The sequence below is a fragment of the Sphingomonas sp. 35-24ZXX genome, assembly GCF_000786215.1.
GTDB lineage: Bacteria > Pseudomonadota > Alphaproteobacteria > Sphingomonadales > Sphingomonadaceae > Blastomonas.
On sequence record NZ_JROG01000001.1, the window covers coordinates 23,461 to 41,875 of the forward strand.

The 18,415-nt window shown below is 64.7% G+C and carries 16 protein-coding genes; 7 read left to right on the forward strand and 9 right to left on the reverse strand.

Annotation, left to right across the window (positions count from 1 at the left end; genetic code table 11):
- Positions 1–169: 169 nt before the first annotated feature.
- The 9 genes from eda to LI72_RS00165 form a co-directional block, all read right to left on the reverse strand.
- Positions 170–793, reverse strand: coding sequence for a bifunctional 4-hydroxy-2-oxoglutarate aldolase/2-dehydro-3-deoxy-phosphogluconate aldolase (gene eda / locus LI72_RS00125; protein WP_033923893.1), 624 nt, complete (start codon positions 791–793; stop codon positions 170–172).
- The gene (glk, locus tag LI72_RS00130) at positions 790–1,758 is read right to left on the reverse strand and encodes a glucokinase (RefSeq protein ID WP_033923894.1); all 969 of its coding nucleotides are present in this window, start codon (positions 1,756–1,758) and stop codon (positions 790–792) included. Before glk ends, eda begins: the two co-directional genes overlap by 4 nt.
- A gap of 5 nt (positions 1,759–1,763) precedes the next feature.
- Positions 1,764–3,590, reverse strand: a complete 1,827-nt coding sequence (edd, locus tag LI72_RS00135) for a phosphogluconate dehydratase (protein WP_033923895.1) — start codon at positions 3,588–3,590, stop codon at positions 1,764–1,766.
- Between the two features lie 34 nt (positions 3,591–3,624).
- Complete coding sequence (pgl, locus tag LI72_RS00140) at positions 3,625–4,329, reverse strand: 6-phosphogluconolactonase (protein WP_033923896.1); 705 nt, start codon at positions 4,327–4,329, stop codon at positions 3,625–3,627.
- The gene (gene zwf / locus LI72_RS00145) at positions 4,322–5,770 is read right to left on the reverse strand and encodes a glucose-6-phosphate dehydrogenase (RefSeq protein ID WP_033923897.1); all 1,449 of its coding nucleotides are present in this window, start codon (positions 5,768–5,770) and stop codon (positions 4,322–4,324) included. Before zwf ends, pgl begins: the two co-directional genes overlap by 8 nt.
- A gap of 173 nt (positions 5,771–5,943) precedes the next feature.
- Positions 5,944–6,804, reverse strand: a complete 861-nt coding sequence (locus LI72_RS00150) for a S1/P1 nuclease (protein WP_231562309.1) — start codon at positions 6,802–6,804, stop codon at positions 5,944–5,946.
- Positions 6,801–7,208: a DUF3052 family protein gene (locus LI72_RS00155; protein WP_033923898.1), complete on the reverse strand. Its 408-nt coding sequence runs from the start codon at positions 7,206–7,208 to the stop codon at positions 6,801–6,803. Before LI72_RS00155 ends, LI72_RS00150 begins: the two co-directional genes overlap by 4 nt.
- Before the next feature lie 43 nt (positions 7,209–7,251).
- Complete coding sequence (gene purL, locus LI72_RS00160) at positions 7,252–9,477, reverse strand: phosphoribosylformylglycinamidine synthase subunit PurL (protein ID WP_033923899.1); 2,226 nt, start codon at positions 9,475–9,477, stop codon at positions 7,252–7,254.
- Positions 9,478–9,598: 121 nt separating this feature from the next.
- The gene (locus LI72_RS00165; RefSeq protein WP_033923900.1) at positions 9,599–9,895 is read right to left on the reverse strand and encodes a hypothetical protein; all 297 of its coding nucleotides are present in this window, start codon (positions 9,893–9,895) and stop codon (positions 9,599–9,601) included.
- A gap of 200 nt (positions 9,896–10,095) precedes the next feature.
- Here LI72_RS00165 and LI72_RS00170 point away from each other — a divergent pair, with 200 nt between their 5' ends.
- The 7 genes from LI72_RS00170 (at position 10,096) to katG (ending at position 18,361) form a co-directional block, all read left to right on the forward strand.
- Positions 10,096–10,344: an exodeoxyribonuclease VII small subunit gene (locus LI72_RS00170; protein ID WP_033923901.1), complete on the forward strand. Its 249-nt coding sequence runs from the start codon at positions 10,096–10,098 to the stop codon at positions 10,342–10,344.
- Positions 10,345–10,407: 63 nt separating this feature from the next.
- Entirely contained in the window at positions 10,408–11,313 is a 906-nt protein-coding gene (locus LI72_RS00175; protein WP_033923902.1) for a polyprenyl synthetase family protein, read from the forward strand.
- Positions 11,314–11,343: 30 nt separating this feature from the next.
- Positions 11,344–11,844, forward strand: coding sequence for a pantetheine-phosphate adenylyltransferase (gene coaD / locus LI72_RS00180; RefSeq protein ID WP_033923903.1), 501 nt, complete (start codon positions 11,344–11,346; stop codon positions 11,842–11,844).
- A gap of 360 nt (positions 11,845–12,204) precedes the next feature.
- On the forward strand, positions 12,205–12,939 hold the full coding sequence (locus LI72_RS20670; RefSeq protein ID WP_443018101.1) for a peptidylprolyl isomerase: 735 nt from the start codon (positions 12,205–12,207) through the stop codon (positions 12,937–12,939).
- Positions 12,940–13,046: 107 nt separating this feature from the next.
- A complete protein-coding gene (queA, locus tag LI72_RS00190; protein WP_033923904.1) occupies positions 13,047–14,078 on the forward strand; it encodes a tRNA preQ1(34) S-adenosylmethionine ribosyltransferase-isomerase QueA in 1,032 nt (343 codons plus the stop codon).
- Between the two features lie 133 nt (positions 14,079–14,211).
- Positions 14,212–15,825: an amidohydrolase gene (locus tag LI72_RS00195; RefSeq protein ID WP_033923905.1), complete on the forward strand. Its 1,614-nt coding sequence runs from the start codon at positions 14,212–14,214 to the stop codon at positions 15,823–15,825.
- Positions 15,826–16,120: 295 nt separating this feature from the next.
- Positions 16,121–18,361 (forward strand): catalase/peroxidase HPI, encoded by a 2,241-nt coding sequence (katG, locus tag LI72_RS00200; protein WP_033923906.1) that lies wholly within the window; start codon positions 16,121–16,123, stop codon positions 18,359–18,361.
- Positions 18,362–18,415 lie beyond the last annotated feature (54 nt).

Here is an 18,415-nt window from a genome sequence, read left to right on the forward strand (position 1 = left end):
AGAGACGCCGCAATCGGCCACAAGGGGCCCGCCCCGTTAGGGTTGCCGAAGGATGCCCCACGGACAGCGTCGCCTTGGTTGGACGGGCCACCAGCCCGCCCGGCGCAATGCTCCTTGCCGAGGAGCTTCCTGCGGCAATCACGGTGGTCCAGAATGGTCGGAAAGTGCTCTAAGTCAGCGCGAACGCCGCTGCGGCATTGCGCTGGATGGCGGCCGGATCGACCGCGCCTGCCGGGATCATCCAGCTGCCACCGACGCACAGCACCGGATCGATGGCGAGCCAGTTGCCCGCCGTCTCCAGCGTCACGCCGCCGGTGGGGCAGAACTTGCACTGGCCGAAGGGTGCGCTCAGCGCCTTGAGCGCCGGAATGCCGCCAGCCGCCATCGCCGGGAAGAACTTGAAATGGGTGAGGCCCAGGTCGAGGCCGCGCATGATGTCGCCCGCATTGGCGGTGCCGGGCAGGAAGGGGATGCCGCTTTCGACCGCTGCGCGCCCCAGGCTCTCGGTGAGGCCCGGCGAGACGATGAATTCCGATCCGGCCTTCAGCGCCGCATCGAGCGTCTTGGTGTCGATGACGGTACCGGCACCGACGATCGCGCCTTCAACCTGCTTCATCAGCGTGATCGCCTCGAGCGCAGCGGGTGTCCGCAGCGTGACTTCCAGCACCTTGAGGCCGCCTGCGACCAGCGCCTGGGCCATCGGCACGGCATCGGCGACATCGTTGATGACGATCACCGGGATCACCGGTGCAGTCAGCATGATCGTCTCGATGGCGGCGGGGCTAGCGGTCATGCGGCATTCTCCTGGGCAAAGGCGGCGGCGGCCCCGAGCAGGCCGGGCTGGGGATGGTCGATCAGCTTGACCGGAGTCGTCTCCATCAACCGCTGGAACCGGCCCTTGGCGACAAAGCGCTCCTCGAACCCGGACTGCGGCAGACGGTCGGCGATCCGCTGACCAAGGCCGCCGGCGATTACCACTGCGGCTGCGCCCTGCGCCAGCGCAAAATCGCCTGCAGCAGCGCCAAGGCTCAGGCAGAAGCGGTCGAACGCGGCGGTTGCCAGGCTGTCGTCACCCGACAGTGCCAGCTGCCACAATTCCTTGTCTTCCCGGTTCACCACCGCGCGGCCCTCGATGCTGGCCAATGTCTCGTAAATCTCGGCAAGGCCAGGCCCTGAGCACACTCGCTCCACCGACACGCGGCGATGCTGCCGGCGCAGGCGCGCGAGGATGGCATCCTCGATCGAATCGAGCGGCGAGTAATCGACATGGCCGCCTTCGGTTTCGACCGCGCGGTAGCCATCGGCGCTGCGGACGACATAGGCGACGCCCAGGCCCGTGCCAGGACCGATCACAGTGATGACGCCGGTGCCGGGCAGATCGCCCGCCGGGCCGCACAGATGCGAGAAGCTGGCGGCATCGCAATGCTGCACCGCGTGGGCGACCGCGCCGAAATCATTGATCAGCGTGAACTCGTCCACGCCCAGCTTCTCGCGCACCATCGCCGGGCGGATGACCCAGGGGTTGTTGGTCATCTTGAGCACTTCGCCGCGGATGGGCGTCGCCAGCGCAATCGCCGCGGCGCGGGGCAGGGGCTGCCCGATGCTATCGCCAAACGCCTCCCAGGCGGTCTGGAGGCTGGCATATTCGGCGCATTTCAGCGTGACCGGTTCGCCCAACTGGGTGACGCGGCCATCCTCGATGGTCGCCAGCGCAAACCGCGCATGGGTGCCGCCGATATCGGCAGTGACGATCTGCATGTGGTTTACAGCCCCGCCACTGCAAGCATCGCGCTCGCGCCCGCTTCGGCATTGTCGCTCGCAGCGCGCATCAGGGCGAACATCTCGCGCCCGGTGCCCATCGGCTGCGCGGGCTGCGAGGCGGAGGGGCGCGTTTCCCAGTCGCTGTTGTCGATCAGAACGCTGATCGTGCCAGCGACTGCGTCGAGCCGCACGACATCGCCGTCCCGGATCCGTGCCAGCGGCCCGCCATCGCAGGCCTCGGGCCACAGATGGATCGCGGCTGGCACCTTGCCCGACGCGCCCGACATGCGGCCATCGGTGACCAGCGCGACCTTGAACCCGCGATCCTGCAGCACGCCCAGCGACGGGGTCAGCTTGTGCAGCTCGGGCATGCCGTTGGCACGAGGACCCTGGAAGCGCACCACGACCACGACATCATGGTCGAGTTCGCCTGCCTTGAACGCGGTGATGACCGCATCCTGATCATCGAACACCCGCGCGGGCGCCTCGATGGTCCAGCGGGCCGGGTCGACCGCGCTGGTCTTGACGACGCCACGGCCCAGATTGCCCTCGACCAGCCGCATGCCCCCATCGGGCTGGAAGGCGGCACTGACCGGGCGCAGCATGGCCTCGTCGCGCGTAACCTCGGGCGAGGGCACGAACGCCAGCGCCCCTGCATCATCGAGCATGGGATCGACTGCATAATCGAGCAGAGACTGGCCCGAGACGGTGAGGATGTCGGTGTGCAGCAGGCCGTTGGCGGCCAGATCGCGGATGATGAAGCCGATGCCGCCGGCCGCATGGAAATGGTTCACGTCGCCCGATCCATTGGGATAGACGCGGGCCAGCAGCGGGATGATCGCGGACAGTTCGCTCAGGTCCTGCCAATCGATATGGATGCCCGCCGCACGTGCCATCGCGGGCAAATGGATCGCATGATTGGTCGATCCGCCGGTGGCGAGCAGGCCGATGCACGCATTGACGATTGCCTTTTCATCGACGCAATGGCCGAACGGGCGGTAATCCTCGCCATCCCAGCCGATCTGCGCGACACGGTGCGTGGCGGCGCGGGTCAGTTCCTGGCGCAGTTTGGTGCCGGGGTTGATGAAGGCGGAAGCCGGTACGTGCAGCCCCATCATCTCCATCATCATCTGGTTCGAATTGGCGGTGCCGTAGAAGGTGCAGGTGCCCGCGCCATGGTAGCTGGCAGCCTCCGCCTCGAGCAGCTCTTCGCGGCCCACCTTTCCTTCGGCATAAAGCTGGCGGATGCGCTGCTTTTCCTTGTTGGCGAGGCCCGACGGCATCGGCCCGGCGGGCACGAAGATCGTCGGCACGTGGCCAAAGCGCGCAGCCGCGATGAACAGTCCGGGGACGATCTTGTCGCAGATGCCCAGCATCAATGCGCCCTCGAACATGCCGTGGCTCATCGCCACCGCGGTGCCCATGGCGATGGTGTCACGGCTGAACAGCGACAGTTCCATGCCGAGCTGACCCTGGGTCACGCCATCGCACATCGCGGGCACGCCGCCTGCGACCTGCGCGGTCGCGCCGACTTCGCGCGCGAAGATCTTGATCTGCTCGGGGTAGCGGCCATAGGGCTGATGCGCCGACAGCATGTCGTTATACGCGGTGACGATGCCGATGTTCATCGCCTTGCCCGCCCGGATCGCAGCCTTGTCTTCGCCCGATGCGGCAAAACCATGCGCCAGATTGCCGCACGACAGGGTGGGGCGATGCACGCCCTTGTCGCGTTCGCGGGCGATGAAATCGAGATACGCCTGCCGCCCGGGGCGCGAGCGTTCGATGATCCGCTGGGTGATCCGTTCGAGTTCGGGGTGAAGCGTCGTCATGATTGTCTCTTTTCGGTTCGGATGACCGGCCGGGTCATTTCGCCCAGTGGATGTCGACGGGCAGTTCGACCGCGCTCAGCACCTTGCCGATCGGATAGGCCGATGCATCGCCCTGCTTGATCGCAGTCTCCAGCACCTTCTTCTTGTCCTTGCCGGTGATGGCGATCATCAACGCACGAGCGGACGCAATCGCCGGCAGCGACAGGGTGACCCGAGCCACAGGCGCGTCCTTGGGCAGCGGATCGGGCATCATGCCCAGGGCACGACGATCGGCCGGCCCGGCGAGCGCCTCTTCCAGATCGGGTCCGGGGAAGATCGAGGCGGTGTGCCCATCGGTTCCCATGCCCAGCAGGCACAGGTCGAGCGGCCAGTGGAAATCGGCCAGCCGGGCATTGGCAGCGTTGCCGCACGCCTTGTAGTCGCTCGCCGCCTCGCTGATGATCGGGATGACGCGCGCGCCCTTGGGCAGGAAGGTCTTGGCCAGCATCGTCACGTTCGACAGCGCATCGCCCATCGGCACGATGCGGTCATCGGTGGGGATGATCGTGACCTTCTTCCAGTTGATCTTCGCCTCGGCGAGCTTGGCATAGGCGGCCTGCGGCGTGCTGCCGCCGGCCAGCGCGATCACCGCATTGCCGCGCGCGTCGATCGCGTTCTCGATAATGAAGCCGATGTCGCCAGCCAGCGCACCTGCCATTTCGGCGGCATCGTCATAATCCCACCATTCGATCTCAGTCATTCCAGCTAACCCCATCACGTTCGGTCAGGGCAATGGCGGCGCTTGGCCCCCAGCTGCCCGATCCATAGCTTTTCGGTGCGATATTGTTTTCGGCCCAGGTCCTGCGGATCGCATCGATCCAGCGCCACTGCGCCTCGACCTCGTCGCGGCGAACGAACAGGGTCGGCTCGCCATCGACGAGGTCGAGCAGCAGCCGTTCATAGGCGATACGCCGCTGCGCCATCGAAAAGGCGGCGGTGAGCGACAGGTCGAGCGGGACCTCGCGCAGCGAAAGACCGCCGCGATCGAGCCCCGGCTCCTTCGCCATCACCAGCAGGCGGACATATTCCTCCGGCTGCAGCCGGATGACCAGCCGGTTGGCAGACAATCTGCCGCCGCGCTGGGCAAAGATGTTGTGCGGCACAGGCTTGAACTGGATCACGATCTCGCTGCGCCGTTCGGCCAGGCGCTTGCCGGTGCGCAGGTAGAAGGGCACGCCCTGCCAGCGCCAGTTGTCGACATGCGCCTTGATCGCCACGAAGGTTTCGGTGTCGGAGGCCTTGCCCAGATCATCCGAATAGGAATGCACGGCAGAGCCGGACACCGCGCCCGCGCCATACTGGCCGCGCACGACCTCGCCTGGGGAGACCGGGCGCAACGAGCGCAGAACCTTGACCTTCTCATCGCGGATCGAGGTCGCGTCGAATTCTGCCGGGGGCTCCATCGCGATCAGCGCGAGCAGCTGCAGCATGTGGTTCTGCACCATGTCGCGCAGCGCGCCGGTATCGTCGTAAAAGCCGTGGCGGCCTTCGAGCCCGACCGTTTCGGACACCGTGATCTGGATATGCTCGATGCCGTTGGCGTTCCACAGGGGCTCAAACATCATGTTGGCAAAACGCAGCGCCATCAGGTTCTGCACGGTTTCCTTGCCGAGATAATGGTCGATGCGGAAGGTGCGGCTTTCGGGGAAGGCGTGCGCCACCGCGTCATTGATCGCACAGGACGAGGCTAGGTCGTGGCCCAGCGGCTTTTCCAGGCCGATGCGCACCATCTCGCCTGCAAGGCCTGCCGATTTTAGGCCCTGGATGGTCGGCGTGAACAGGAACGGCGCGGTCGAAAGGAAGATCGACATGCCGCCCGATATGTCCCCCAGCCGGTCGGCGAGTGCGGCAAAGCCATCGAGCTTCGAGGCGTCGAGCGGCTGGTAGCTCACCCGTTCCAGAAAGCTTGCGATCTTGGCTTCGTCCTGGCGTTCGTCGGGCAGGAACTGCGCCAGCGCTTCACCGACAAGCGCGCGGAAACCGGCATCGTCGAGCTCGCTGCGCGCGGTGCCCATGATCCTGAGATCGGGCGCGATCAGGCCGTCGCTGTGCAGCGCATAGAGCGAGGGAAGCAGCATCCGCTTGGACAGGTCACCTGTTGCGCCAAACAGAAGCAGCGTCCGGGATTGCGCATTCGCCATCGGTTTTCCTATCCTGATTATCCGCGGTTTTGCAGGCGGTCCACCTGTTAAGGTCGGCCCGCGCGCATGTCCACCGCTGTTGCTCATGTATAGCTATGCAGCGTTATGCAAACGATTGCAATGCTAGCTGACTCAGGGTTTCCGCTAGGGCATTGTGGCATGTCTGAGCAGGGTTAGCCGAGCGCGCGTTCCAGCGCCGCGGTCAGCCGCAGCCCCGCCCGCAGCACCTGGGTGCGGACCACCGGGATCAGCGCCTCGATGTCTGCCTCGTCGTGCCGCGCCCGCTGGTCGCGTGTCAGGGCGGGGCCGCAGGCCGGGCCATGCTGCGCGGTCGGGTAGACGGTATCGCGTGCGATGCTCCACGATTCGAGCGCCCAGTCCTCGACCGATCCGCCGAGATGGGGTTCGCGCTCGGCGACGCTGTAGCGGCGGACCATCGGTGCGCCTTGCGTGATCGCGCGTTCGGCGATGGGGCCATCCCAAAGCCGGTGCAGGTTCATCCGCCCTTCGACGATGCCATAAGCCGCGCTCACCCGGTTGCCGCCCAGGTCGCCACGATCGCCGCCGTGCATCGGCTGGTGCATGTCGCCCATCATGTGCACTAGCCACGCGAGCGCCTCCAGCCGGACATGCGCAGGCAGCTTGGCATCGGCCAGCAGCGCCTCGTTGCGAGTCACCTGCGCGCCGACGCAATTGCCATTGGGGCAATTGGCCTTGAGGTCGAAAGGCTTGCAGATGTCCATGTTCACATAATGCCACGGCGCGGTGTAGCCCCAGCGCAGTTCGTCGCGGCGGACGCAGTCGGCCCAGACGCTGGCATCACCGATATTGCGCAGCGGGCAATCAGGCGTCGCGAGCAGTTTTTCGGCCCGAAACAGCGCATTCATGCGCGCCTTGGCGCGTGGTGAAAGGTTCGCCTCGGCAATTGCGGCGATGGTGCGATGGCCAAAGTCACCCCAGGCCAGCGCGGGCTGGGGGGCAAGGCTGCAGGCCAGCAGCGCCATCAGCACGAAGATGCGAAAATTGAAAATCACCAGAGCTCCTTGCGGATCACGAGCTTGAGCCCGGACCATGTGGTATCGACCGCGCACACCTTCACATCGACCAGCCCCATGGGCAGAGCCACCGCGCGGATAACGTCCTCGGTGATGTCGGTATCCATCTTCGCGGCTTTTTTCGGCCAGCTCACCCAGATGAAGCCATCCCGGTCCATCACCGCCATCAGCCGAGGCAGTTCGCGCTCCAGCACCGCGCGCTCGGTGGTGAACACATGGGCTGCGGCAAAACCCTGATCAGGCGAGGTTACCGGCGCAAGATCTTCGACCTCGGCGCCAATTTCGGCCTGGACGCTCTGCGGCATGGCATCGAACCACACCCGCATGCCTGGTTTCAGCCCCAGCTTGCGGGCCAGAGGCGTAGCCGAATAGCCCGTCGTCATGCCTTGCCCTTCCTGCGAAAAGCCCGGCGCCCGGACGGAGGGTTCAGGCCTCCATCCAGTCGCGGAAGAATGCGAGGTGGTGGTCCCGCAGATCGGCGACTTCGACCGCGCTGCTGCTGCCGAAGGCCACCGCGCTGCCGCCGGTCGATCCGATCATCTGCGCGCTTACGCCAGCCGCTTTCGCCGCCGCCAGCACCGCATCGGCATCGGCTGCCGTCACCACATAACGGCCTTGGCCTTCGCCGAACCAGAAGCCTGCATCGCCCTCGGCCGAGAGGGCTGCGCCGATGCCGGACGCGAGCGCCATTTCGGCGACGGCCACGGCCAGGCCGCCATCCGAGCAATCGTGCACCGCGCTGACGGCGCCGCTGGCGATCAGCCCGGCGATCACGACGCCGGCGGCGCGTTCGGCCTTCAGGTCGACCTGCGGCGGCGCGCCTTCGCGGCGGCCGTGCAGTACGTCGAGCCACAGCGACTGGCCAAGTTCATGATCGTCCTGACCGCCGATCAGCACGATCGCTTCATCTGCCGCCTTGAACGCCAGCGTGGCCATCTTGCCCAGATCCTCGATCAGGCCGATCGCGCCGATGGCGGGGGTCGGCAGGATGGCGCGGGCGATACCGTCGGGGCCGGTGGTCTCGTTGTACAGGCTGACATTGCCGCTGACGATCGGCATGTCGAGGGCCTGGCAGGCCTTGCCCATGCCCTCGATGCAGCCGACGAACTGGCCCATGATCTCGGGCCGTTCGGGGTTGCCGAAGTTCATGCAATCGGTGGTGGCGAGCGGCCGCGCGCCGGTGCTCACGAGATTGCGATAGCATTCGGCGATCGCCTGCTTGCCGCCTTCGAACGGATCGGCAAAGCAATAGCGCGGGGTGCAATCGGTGGTGATCGCAAGCCCGCGGTTGGTGCCATGGATGCGCACGACGCCCGCATCGCCGCCCGGAATCTGCACGGTGTCGGCCATCACCATATGGTCGTACTGCTGCCAGATCCAGCTGCGGCTGGCGAGCGCGGGCGAGGCCATCAGCGCGGTCAGGTCGGCGGCCAGATCGACGCTGTCGGGCACGGTGCCCAGCGGCTCGGGCGGTGCGGTGGTGACATAAGGCCGGTTATAGGCAGGTGCGTCGTCGGCGAGCGGGCCGAGCGGAATGTCGCACACCGTCTCGCCCTTGTGCTTGAGCACCATATGGCCGGTCTCGGTGACATGGCCGATGACCGCAAAATCCAGTTCCCATTTGCGGAAGATGGCTTCGGCGAAATCCTCGCGGCCGGGCTTGAGCACCATCAGCATGCGTTCCTGCGATTCCGAGAGCATCATCTCGTACGCGGTCATGTTGGTTTCGCGCTGGGGCACATTGTCGAGGATAAGCTCGATGCCGACGCCGCCCTTGCTCGCCATCTCGACGCTGGAAGAGGTGAGGCCCGCAGCGCCCATGTCCTGGATCGCGACGATCGCATCGGAGGCCATCAGCTCGAGGCATGCCTCGATCAGCAGCTTTTCGGTGAACGGATCGCCGACCTGGACGGTGGGGCGCTTTTCCTCGCTGTCCTCGCCGAATTCGGCCGAGGCCATGGTCGCACCGTGGATGCCATCGCGGCCGGTCTTGGAGCCGACATAGACGATCGAATTGCCCGCGCCCGAAGCTGCGGAATAGAAGATCTTGTCCTGCTCGGCGATGCCCACGGCCATCGCGTTGACCAGGATGTTGCCGTCATAGGCAGGGTCGAAATTGGTCTCGCCGCCCACCGTCGGCACGCCGACGCAATTGCCGTATCCGCCGATGCCGGCGACCACGCCCTGCACCAGGTGCTTCATCTTGGGGTGATCGGGCCGCCCGAAGCGCAGCGCGTTCATCAGCGCCACCGGGCGAGCGCCCATGGTGAACACATCGCGCAGGATGCCGCCGACTCCGGTCGCCGCGCCCTGATAGGGCTCGATGTAGCTTGGGTGGTTGTGGCTCTCCATCTTGAAGATGGCGGCGAGCGGCTTGCCGTCCGGGCCCGGCCCGATATCGACCACGCCTGCATTCTCGCCAGGACCGCAGATCACCTGAGGTCCGGTCGTGGGCAGGGTCTTCAGGTGCACGCGCGAGCTCTTGTAGCTGCAATGCTCGGACCACATCACCGAGAAGATGCCGAGTTCGACCAGATTGGGCTCGCGACCGAGAGCGGCCAGGATGCGCTGATATTCGTCCGGCTTCAGGCCATGTTCGGCCACGATTTCGGGGGTGATGGTCGCCACGGGCGCTGTCTGGGTCTCGCTCATGGCCCCGCGCTTTACGCGGCTGTGCGCGATCGGGGAAGGGGGAGAATGCGGGGAAAATCAGGCCCCATGCAATTTGTATCCGGCGCGGGCTCGCAGCAGGCGACGAACCCGCGTCAGGGTGTCAGCGGTCGCTGGCCGTTTCGGTTTCGGCAAGCGGCGTGACCGCGCTGCGGTGGAAGCGGACTTCGTTGTCGCCAACGGTGCCGGTGACGCGCTTGTCCGAAACGCGCAGGGTGAAGCGCTTGCCCGAGCGGGTTTCGGTGCCGTCGATGATCTTGTGATTGCCCACCGTCTTGACGGTGTAGACATAACGGTCGCCGGCATGTTCGAAGGTGACGTGCTCCGGCTCGGCGGCATGCGCGGCTGCGGGCAGTGCCATCAGGGCGAAGGGAAGAACGAGAAGGCTGTGCTTTTTCATGATGTTGGTCCCTGTTCTTTGGAATTGAACTGCCGTCATCATCCTCTGTTATTGTGCAATGCAACATGTCAAAGGCTAGGAAATCTGGCAAATGCAATTAATTTCTTCGCAGTTGCAACATATGAAACTGCAGCCCCGGTCGGGCAGTCGCATCTGCAATCGCCTTGACCACGCGCAGGCCAGCGGTCAAAGCTGTGTGCATGATTGAAGCCAATGCCGTTCCCGCCGATCTGTCGTTCGAAGATGCCCTGAAGGAGCTGGAGGTCATCGTGCGCCAGCTGGAATCGGGCGATGTTCCGCTGGATGCCTCGATCAGCCTGTACGAACGCGGTGACCTTTTGCGAGGCCACTGCCAGAAGCGCCTCGACGCGGCACAGGCGCGGATCGAGAAGATTCGCGTCGGATCCGATGGTCAGGCGGCGGGCACCATGCCCTTCGATGCCGGCTGACGGCTTGAGCATGCGCGCAGGCAGACAATCCGGCGACGAGACCGGGGCAGGGGAGCAGAGACGATGACCACGACGATCAACGACACCATGCTGTCCGAAGCGTTCCGCCAGATTTCGCAGGACGTCGACGCGTGTTTCGATGCGTTGCTGGCTGTGCCGGATGATCCGCGGGCCGTGCTGTATGAAGCGATGCGCCACGCGGCGATCGGCGGCGGCAAGCGCGTTCGCCCGTTGCTGCTCACGGCAACGGCAGCGATGTTCAATGTCGATCGGCCACTGGCGGTCCGCGTCGCCTGCGCGGTCGAGGCGATCCATGTCTACTCGCTGATTCATGACGATCTGCCATGCATGGATGACGATGATGTGCGGCGCGGCAAGCCGACGGTGCACAAGGCGTTCAACGATGCGGTCGCGGTGCTGGCAGGGGATTCGCTGCATGCCCTGGCCTTCGAGATCCTGGCCGGCGCGCAATCGCACCCCGAGCCGTTCATCCGCTCCGAGCTGATCATGACGCTGGCAGAGGCCAGCGGCCCCAATGGCATGGCGGGCGGCCAGATGATGGATCTGGAGGCGGAAAAGTCGCGGTTTGATCTGCCCACCGTCACCAAATTGCAGCGGTTGAAGACCGGCGCGCTGATTGCCGCTTCGGTCGAGATGGGCGCGATTCTGGGCAATGTGCCGATCGAGGGCCGCACTGCGCTGCGCGCTTATGCCCGCGACATCGGCCTTGCCTTCCAGATTGCCGACGACATCATGGACGAGGTCGGCGACGAGGCACTCGCGGGCAAGGCGCTGCACAAGGATGCGGCGGCGGGCAAGGAGACGTTCCTGTCGCTGCTCGGGCTGGAGCGCGCGCGCGAACAGGCCTTTTTCCTGGTCGATCAGGCGGTAGGCCATCTTGCCAGCTATGGACGCGAGGCCGATCTGCTGCGCGCACTGGCCCGCTATATCGTCGAACGCGACAACTGACCGCAACAGCGGCACCAAAGGAGCAGGCCGATGCGCATAGGGGTTTATCCGGGGACGTTCGATCCCATCACTCTGGGCCATATGGACATCATCCGGCGCGGCGCGAAGCTGGTCGATCGGCTGATCATCGGCGTCACCACCAACATCGCCAAAAGCCCGATGTTCTCCGATGATGAGCGGATGGAGATGGTGCGCCGCGAGGTTGCCAATATCGAGGATTCGAACATCACGGTGGTGGGCTTCAGTTCGCTGCTGATGGATTTTGCCGAGGCGCAGGGCGCTTCGGTGGTGATCCGCGGGATTCGCGGCGTCACCGATTTCGAATATGAATATCAGCTCACCGGGATGAACCGCCAGCTGAACGACCGGATCGAGACCGTCTTCCTGATGGCAGATGTTTCGCTGCAGCCGATCGCCTCGCGCCTGGTCAAGGAAATCGCGATCTATGGCGGGCAGATCCACCGGTTCGTGACCGATGCGGTGCGGGTCGATGTCGAAAGCCGCGTGCGCGAAACCGGGCTGAAGGGGTGACGCAGCGCACAGCGCGCGGCCCCCAAGTTCATTCATGACAGGCTCAGATGCTTTAGCTATAGCCGTGCCCGAAACGGGGCAGGCCCAGCTGCGCCACCCCGGCTGAATGGAACAGGAATGCCCGGTTATATGCCCAACATCTTCAAATCGCTTGCTGCCCTGTCGTTCATCCCGATGCTGCTAGCCCCTATGACCGTCCAAGCGCAGGACGCCACGACGGCCGGCCAGTCGCAGCTGGAGGCTGACAAGGCAGCCGGACTCGTCGCGCGCGAGGCCGAGAAGGAAGCGGCGAAGATCCGCAAGGAGCAGGAAAAGGAAGCCGAAAAGGCGGCCAAGGAAGCGCAGAAGGAAGAGGACCGGATCGCCAAGGCTGCCGAAAAGGAAGCCCGCAAGGCTGCGAAGGCCGAAGCAGAGGCCTCCGAGGACAAGAGCAAGGAAGCCCGCAAGGCTGCGCGGAACGCCGAGAAGGAAGCGCAGGATCAGCGCGACAACAACGCCGCCGATGCCTCGGTGCTTGCAGCGCCGCTGGTTCCGACCCCCGACAAGGCCGATCCCGACAACATCCTGTTTCTCGACCTGTCGACCGGTGGCCGCGTGACCATCCAGCTCTACCCCGAAATCGCCCCGAACCATGTCGAGCGGATCAAGACGCTCACGCGGCAGGGCTTTTACGATGGCATCATCTTCCACCGGGTGATCGAGGGTTTCATGGCGCAGACCGGTGACCCGACTGGCACCGGCACGGGCGGATCGGACCTTCCCGATGTCGCGGCCGAGTTCAACAAGTTCCCGCATCTGCGCGGCAGCCTGTCGATGGCCCGTGCGCAGGATCCCAACAGCGCCAACAGCCAGTTCTTCATCGTGTTCTATCCGCGCTTCTCGCTGGACAACAGCTACACCAACTTCGGTCGCGTGCTTTCGGGCATGGAATATGTCGACGCCATTCCGCGCGGCGAGCCGCCCTCGGAGCCGGCCCGCATCCTGCAGGCCTCGCTGAAGTCGCAGAACAAGCCGCAGCCCAATTTCGCCGCAGCGGCCAAGCCGGCGGAACGCGCGATTTCGGTGGATGATCTCAACGCGCCGATCAAGAACTGAACATTTCCGGTTCTCCGGTGAACGCCGGAGCCCAGGAACCGGATAGCGCAACATCGCGCCAGGATTCCGGCTTTCGCCGGAAAGCGCATTGGTGCTAGGGGCGCGCGATGCGCGTTGACGATTTCGATTTCGACCTTCCTTCCGAACGCATAGCCCTGCGTCCGGTGCGCCCGCGCGATGCGGCCAAGATGCTGTGCGTGCGCACAGATGGCATGGCCGACGCCACGGTCCGCGATCTCTCTCGCCTGCTGGCGCCCGGCGATTGCCTAGTGTTCAACGACACCCGCGTCATCCCTGCGCAGCTGGAGGGCGTGAAACTGGAGGGGCAGGCGCGGATCGGCGCGACGCTGCACAAGCGCCTCGATCTGCGCCGCTGGCAGGCCTTCGTCCGCAACGCCAAGCGGCTGCGGGTGGGCGATGTCGTCGATTTCGGCGCAGGCGTGCTGGCCGATGTCGAAGCGCGCGGCGACGATGGTTCGATCACGCTGGCGTTCCAGGGCGACGAGCCGGTGGAACTGCTGCTCGAGCGCACGGGCACCATGCCGCTGCCGCCGTATATCGCCGCCAAGCGCGCGATCGACGAAGCCGATCGTGAGGATTACCAGACCCGCTTTGCGCAAAAGGACGGCGCGGTCGCAGCGCCCACCGCATCGCTGCATTTCACCGATCGGATGATGGCCGAGCTGGCCGCAGCCGGGATCGAGCATGCCACGCTGACGCTGCATGTCGGCGCGGGCACATTCCTGCCGGTCAAGGCGGATGACACCGCCGACCACCAGATGCACGCCGAATGGGGGCGGATCGATGCCGAGACCGCCGCCCGGCTGAACGCGGTGCGCGCGCGCGGCAACCGGGTCATCGCGGTGGGCACCACCGTGCTGCGCCTGATCGAGAGCGCTGCCGACACGGACAACATCATCCACCCGTTCGAGGGCGACACCGCGATCTTCATCACGCCGGGCTACCGCTTCAAGGGAATCGACGGCCTGATGACCAATTTCCACCTGCCGCGGTCGACCCTGTTCATGCTGGTCTCGGCGCTGATGGGGCTGGATGTGATGAAAGCGGCCTATACGCACGCCATCGAAAACGAATACCGGTTCTATTCCTACGGGGATTCCTCGCTGCTGCTCCCCTGAGGTCCGATCCGGAGCGGTGGCTCACCCATCAGCAGCCGGTTTTCTGCTCTGCGCACACACTCCCTGAGCGCAACGCATTGCTTTTGCCGGGTGGAGCGATACCAATGGGGGTTCATCGCAACGGGAGGGCAGCATGTTCAATCAAAGGTCGGCTATCTGGGCTTTGGCATGCCTGCTAGGCTGCGCGGCAGCGCCAGCCGCGTTCGCGGCACCGCCCGTCAGTGCGCTCAAGTCCCAGTCCGTGGAGGCAATCGAGGCGCGGGCCAAGCTGGCGCAGGAGATCAATGATTCGCTGTTCAGCTTCAGCGAACTGGCATTCCAGGAATTCGAGACCGCCCGATATCTGACCGCGCTCCTCGAGAAGGAAGGCTTCACGATCCAGCGCAACGTTGCCGGATTGCCGAGCGGCTGGGTGGCCACCTGGACCCACGGCACCGGTGGCCCGGTGATCGCTCTGGGAAGCGACATCGACGGTATCCCGAAAGCCAACCAGAAGCCGGGCGTGCCCTGGCGCGAGCCGTTGGTGGCGGGGGCGCCGGGGCATGGCGAAGGGCACAACTCGGGCCAGGCGGTCAATATCGTCGCGGCGCTCGCGGTCAGGGACCTGATGAAGCGGCACAATATCGCAGGGACCTTGATGCTCTGGCCCGGAGTCGCCGAAGAGCTGGTCGCGGGCAAAGCGTTCATGGTGCGCGATGGCGTGTTCAAGGATGTCGATGCAGTGATCTTCACGCATGTCGGCAGCAATCTCGAGACGGCATGGGGCCAGCCCATGGGCACCGGTCTGGTCTCGGTGGAATACACGTTCAACGGCGAAAGCGCCCATTCGGCCGGCGCGCCATGGCGTGGTCGCTCCGCGCTCGACGCCGTCGAGCTGATGAACATGGGCTGGAACATGCGGCGCGAGCATCTCCGGCCCGAGCAGCGTTCGCATTACGTCATCAGCGATGGCGGCGATCAGCCCAATGTCGTGCCGTCGGTGGCGTCGGTCTGGTATTTCTTTCGCGAACAGGGCTTCAAGGAAATCCAGAACAGCTTCGATATCGGCAATGAGATTTCGGAAGGCGCCGCCAAGATGACCGGAACGACGGTCACGCGCCGGATCATCGGCACCGCGGCGCCGCGGCACTTCAACCGGCCGATTGCGGAGGCGGCGAACGCGAACATCCAGAAGGTCGGGCTGCCCAAATGGACCGTCGACGAACAGGCGTTCGCCAAGCTGGTGCAGCTCAATGCAAAGGCGCCAAAGCAGGAAGGCCTTGCCGTCGAGCTCAAGAAGTTCGAGCCGCCCCTGGCGGAGCCCAAGAGTGGCGGATCGGACGACATCGGCGACGTGTCCTGGACCGTCCCCACGATCACCATCCGCTATCCGGCCAACATTCCCGATCTGCCAGGGCATAACTGGACCGATGCAATCGCCATGGCGACCCCGATCGCGCACAAGGGCGTGGTGGCGGGTGCGAAGGTCGTGGCCATGACCAGCCTGGATATCCTCACCGATGCCAAGCTGCGCCAGGCGGCGAAGGACTATTTCACCAATGTCCAGACCAAGGCGCAGCAGTATGTGCCGATGATCGGCGCCAACGACAAGCCGGCGATCGAGATCAACGCGGACATCATGGCGCGCTACAAGCCCGAGTTGAGCAAGCATTACTATGATCCGGCGCGCTACCCCACCTATCTGGAGCAGCTGGGCATCCCGTTTCCGATGCTCGAAAAGCCGGCAGACAGCAGCGCAGACCAGTAACATCGCTGAAGCTTGCGGCTGATCTGCGCTGCCGCACCTGCGTGCGACGGCACAGCCACAGGCGATTCCCACCGATGGCAGGGGTTGTCTGCGCGCTGTTTCGCTGACCGCCTGCAAAAACGAATATGGGTTCTGTTTTTTGGACGTCGCGGCGCGTTCGATGGAACGGCCGTCACGTGCGGTGATCTAATCTTTCACTAACATAGATCAGGAATTTCAGTTTTCCCGATCACCCAGTCTGGGCTTAACGTCGAATGAACGGCCAAACCGCCGCTTTGCAGGAGACTGAAATCCCATGACTCGTACCTCTGTGTCCGTGTTTGCCTTACTGGCGTTCACCCTTTCTGCCCCCTCGGCCTTCGCCGAGACGGCAGGCACCCAGGCGGCCATGCCCGTCAATCCGGCTGCCGCGAACACCAACCAGGATTGGTGGCCCGAACGTCTCGACCTCACCCCGCTGCGTCAGCATGCCCGCGAATCGAACCCGATGGGCGCTGACTTCGATTACGCCAAGGAATTCCAGTCGCTGGACATCGCCGCGGTGAAGAAGGACATCGAAGCGCTGATGACCACCTCGCAGGATTGGTGGCCGGCAGATTACGGCCATTACGGCCCGTTCTTCATCCGCATGGCCTGGCACAGCGCCGGCACCTATCGCGTGGCCGATGGCCGCGGCGGTGCGGGTGGCGGCCAGCAGCGTTTCGAGCCGCTCAACAGCTGGCCCGACAATGCCAATCTCGATCGTGCCCGCCGCCTGCTGTGGCCGATCAAGCAGAAGTATGGCCGCAAGATTAGCTGGGCCGACCTGATGGTGCTGACCGGCAACGTTGCGCTGGAATCGATGGGCTTCAAGACCTTCGGTTTTGCCGGCGGCCGTACCGATGATTGGGAAGCCGACAAGGTCTATTGGGGCCGCGAGAAGAAGTTCCTCGCTGCCGATCGCTATCACGGCAACCGTCAGCTGGAAAAGCCGCTCGCGGCTGTCCAGATGGGCCTGATCTACGTCAACCCCGAAGGCCCCAACGGCAACCCCGATCCGCTGGCAGCGGCGGCCGACATTCGCGAAACCTTCGGCCGGATGGCGATGAATGATGAGGAAACCGTCGCGCTGATCGCGGGGGGCCACACCTTCGGCAAGGCGCATGGCGCGCACAAGCCCGAGGAGTGCATCGGCGCGGACCCCGCAGGTTCGCCGACCGAGCAGCAGGGCATCGGCTGGACCAACAAGTGCGGCACCGGCAAGGGCGTGGATACCGTCACCAGCGGCCTGGAAGGCGCATGGTCGGTCAACCCGATCGCCTGGACCAGCCAGTATTTCGATAACCTCTACGCCTTCGACTGGGTGCAGACGCGCAGCCCGGCAGGCGCGATCCAGTGGATCCCCAGCGACAAGAACGCCGCCAACCTGGTCCCCGACGCGCATGACAAGACCAAGCGCCACGCGCCGATCATGTTCACGACCGACCTGTCGATGAAGATGGACCCGGGCTACCGCAAGGTGTCCGAACGGTTCCACAAGGACCCCGATGCGTTTGCCGACGCCTTTGCCCGCGCATGGTTCAAGCTGACCCACCGCGACATGGGCCCGCGCACCCGCTATCTGGGAGCAGACGCACCCAAGGTCGATCTGATCTGGCAGGATCCGGTTCCGGCCGTGACTCACCCTCTGGTCGATGCGAATGATGTCGCATCGCTCAAGTCGCAGGTGCTGGGCAGCGGTCTGACCGGTCCCGAGCTGATCCGCACCGCCTGGGCGGCGGCTGCGAGCTATCGCGACACCGATATGCGCGGCGGCACCAATGGCGGTCGCGTGCGGCTGGCCCCGCAGAAGGACTGGGCGGTCAACAATCCGGCGGAAATCACCAAGGTGGTTAGCAAGCTAGAGGGTATCCAGGCATCGTTCAACAAGGCGCAGAAGGGTGGCAAGCAGATTTCGCTGGCTGACCTGATCGTGCTGGCGGGTAATGCGGCGATCGAACAGGCAGCAGCCAAGGCCGGTCACAGCTTGACCGTCCCGTTCAAGCCGGGCCGGGGTGATGCCAGCCAGGCCCAGACCGATGTGAACTCGTTCGCACAGCTCGAACCCACGGCCGATGGCTTCCGCAACTATTATGCCGCGGGCAGCGTGATGTCGCCGGTGGACATGCTGGTCGATCGCGCCAACATGCTCAGCCTGACGGTGCCGGAAATGACGGTTCTGGTGGGTGGCCTGCGTGCGCTCGATGCCAACACCGGTGGTGCCAAGCACGGTGTGTTCACCGCGACGCCGGGACAGCTCAACAACGCGTTCTTCGTCAACCTGCTCGACATGAACAACAAGTGGGCCAAGTCGCCGACCGATGCCGGGCTTTACGAAGGCCGCGACATCAAGTCGGGCACGTTCAAGTGGACCGCGACCCCGGTCGATCTGGTGTTCGGTTCCAACTCGGAACTGCGCGCGGTGGCTGAAGTCTATGCCGCGAGCGATGGCGAACAGAAGTTTGCGGCAGATTTCGTTGCCGCCTGGACCAAGGTGATGAACCTCGGTCTGATGTAAGACTTTTCCTCTGACCTCCACAGGGCGGCGCGGGTTAACCCCTGCGCCGCCTTT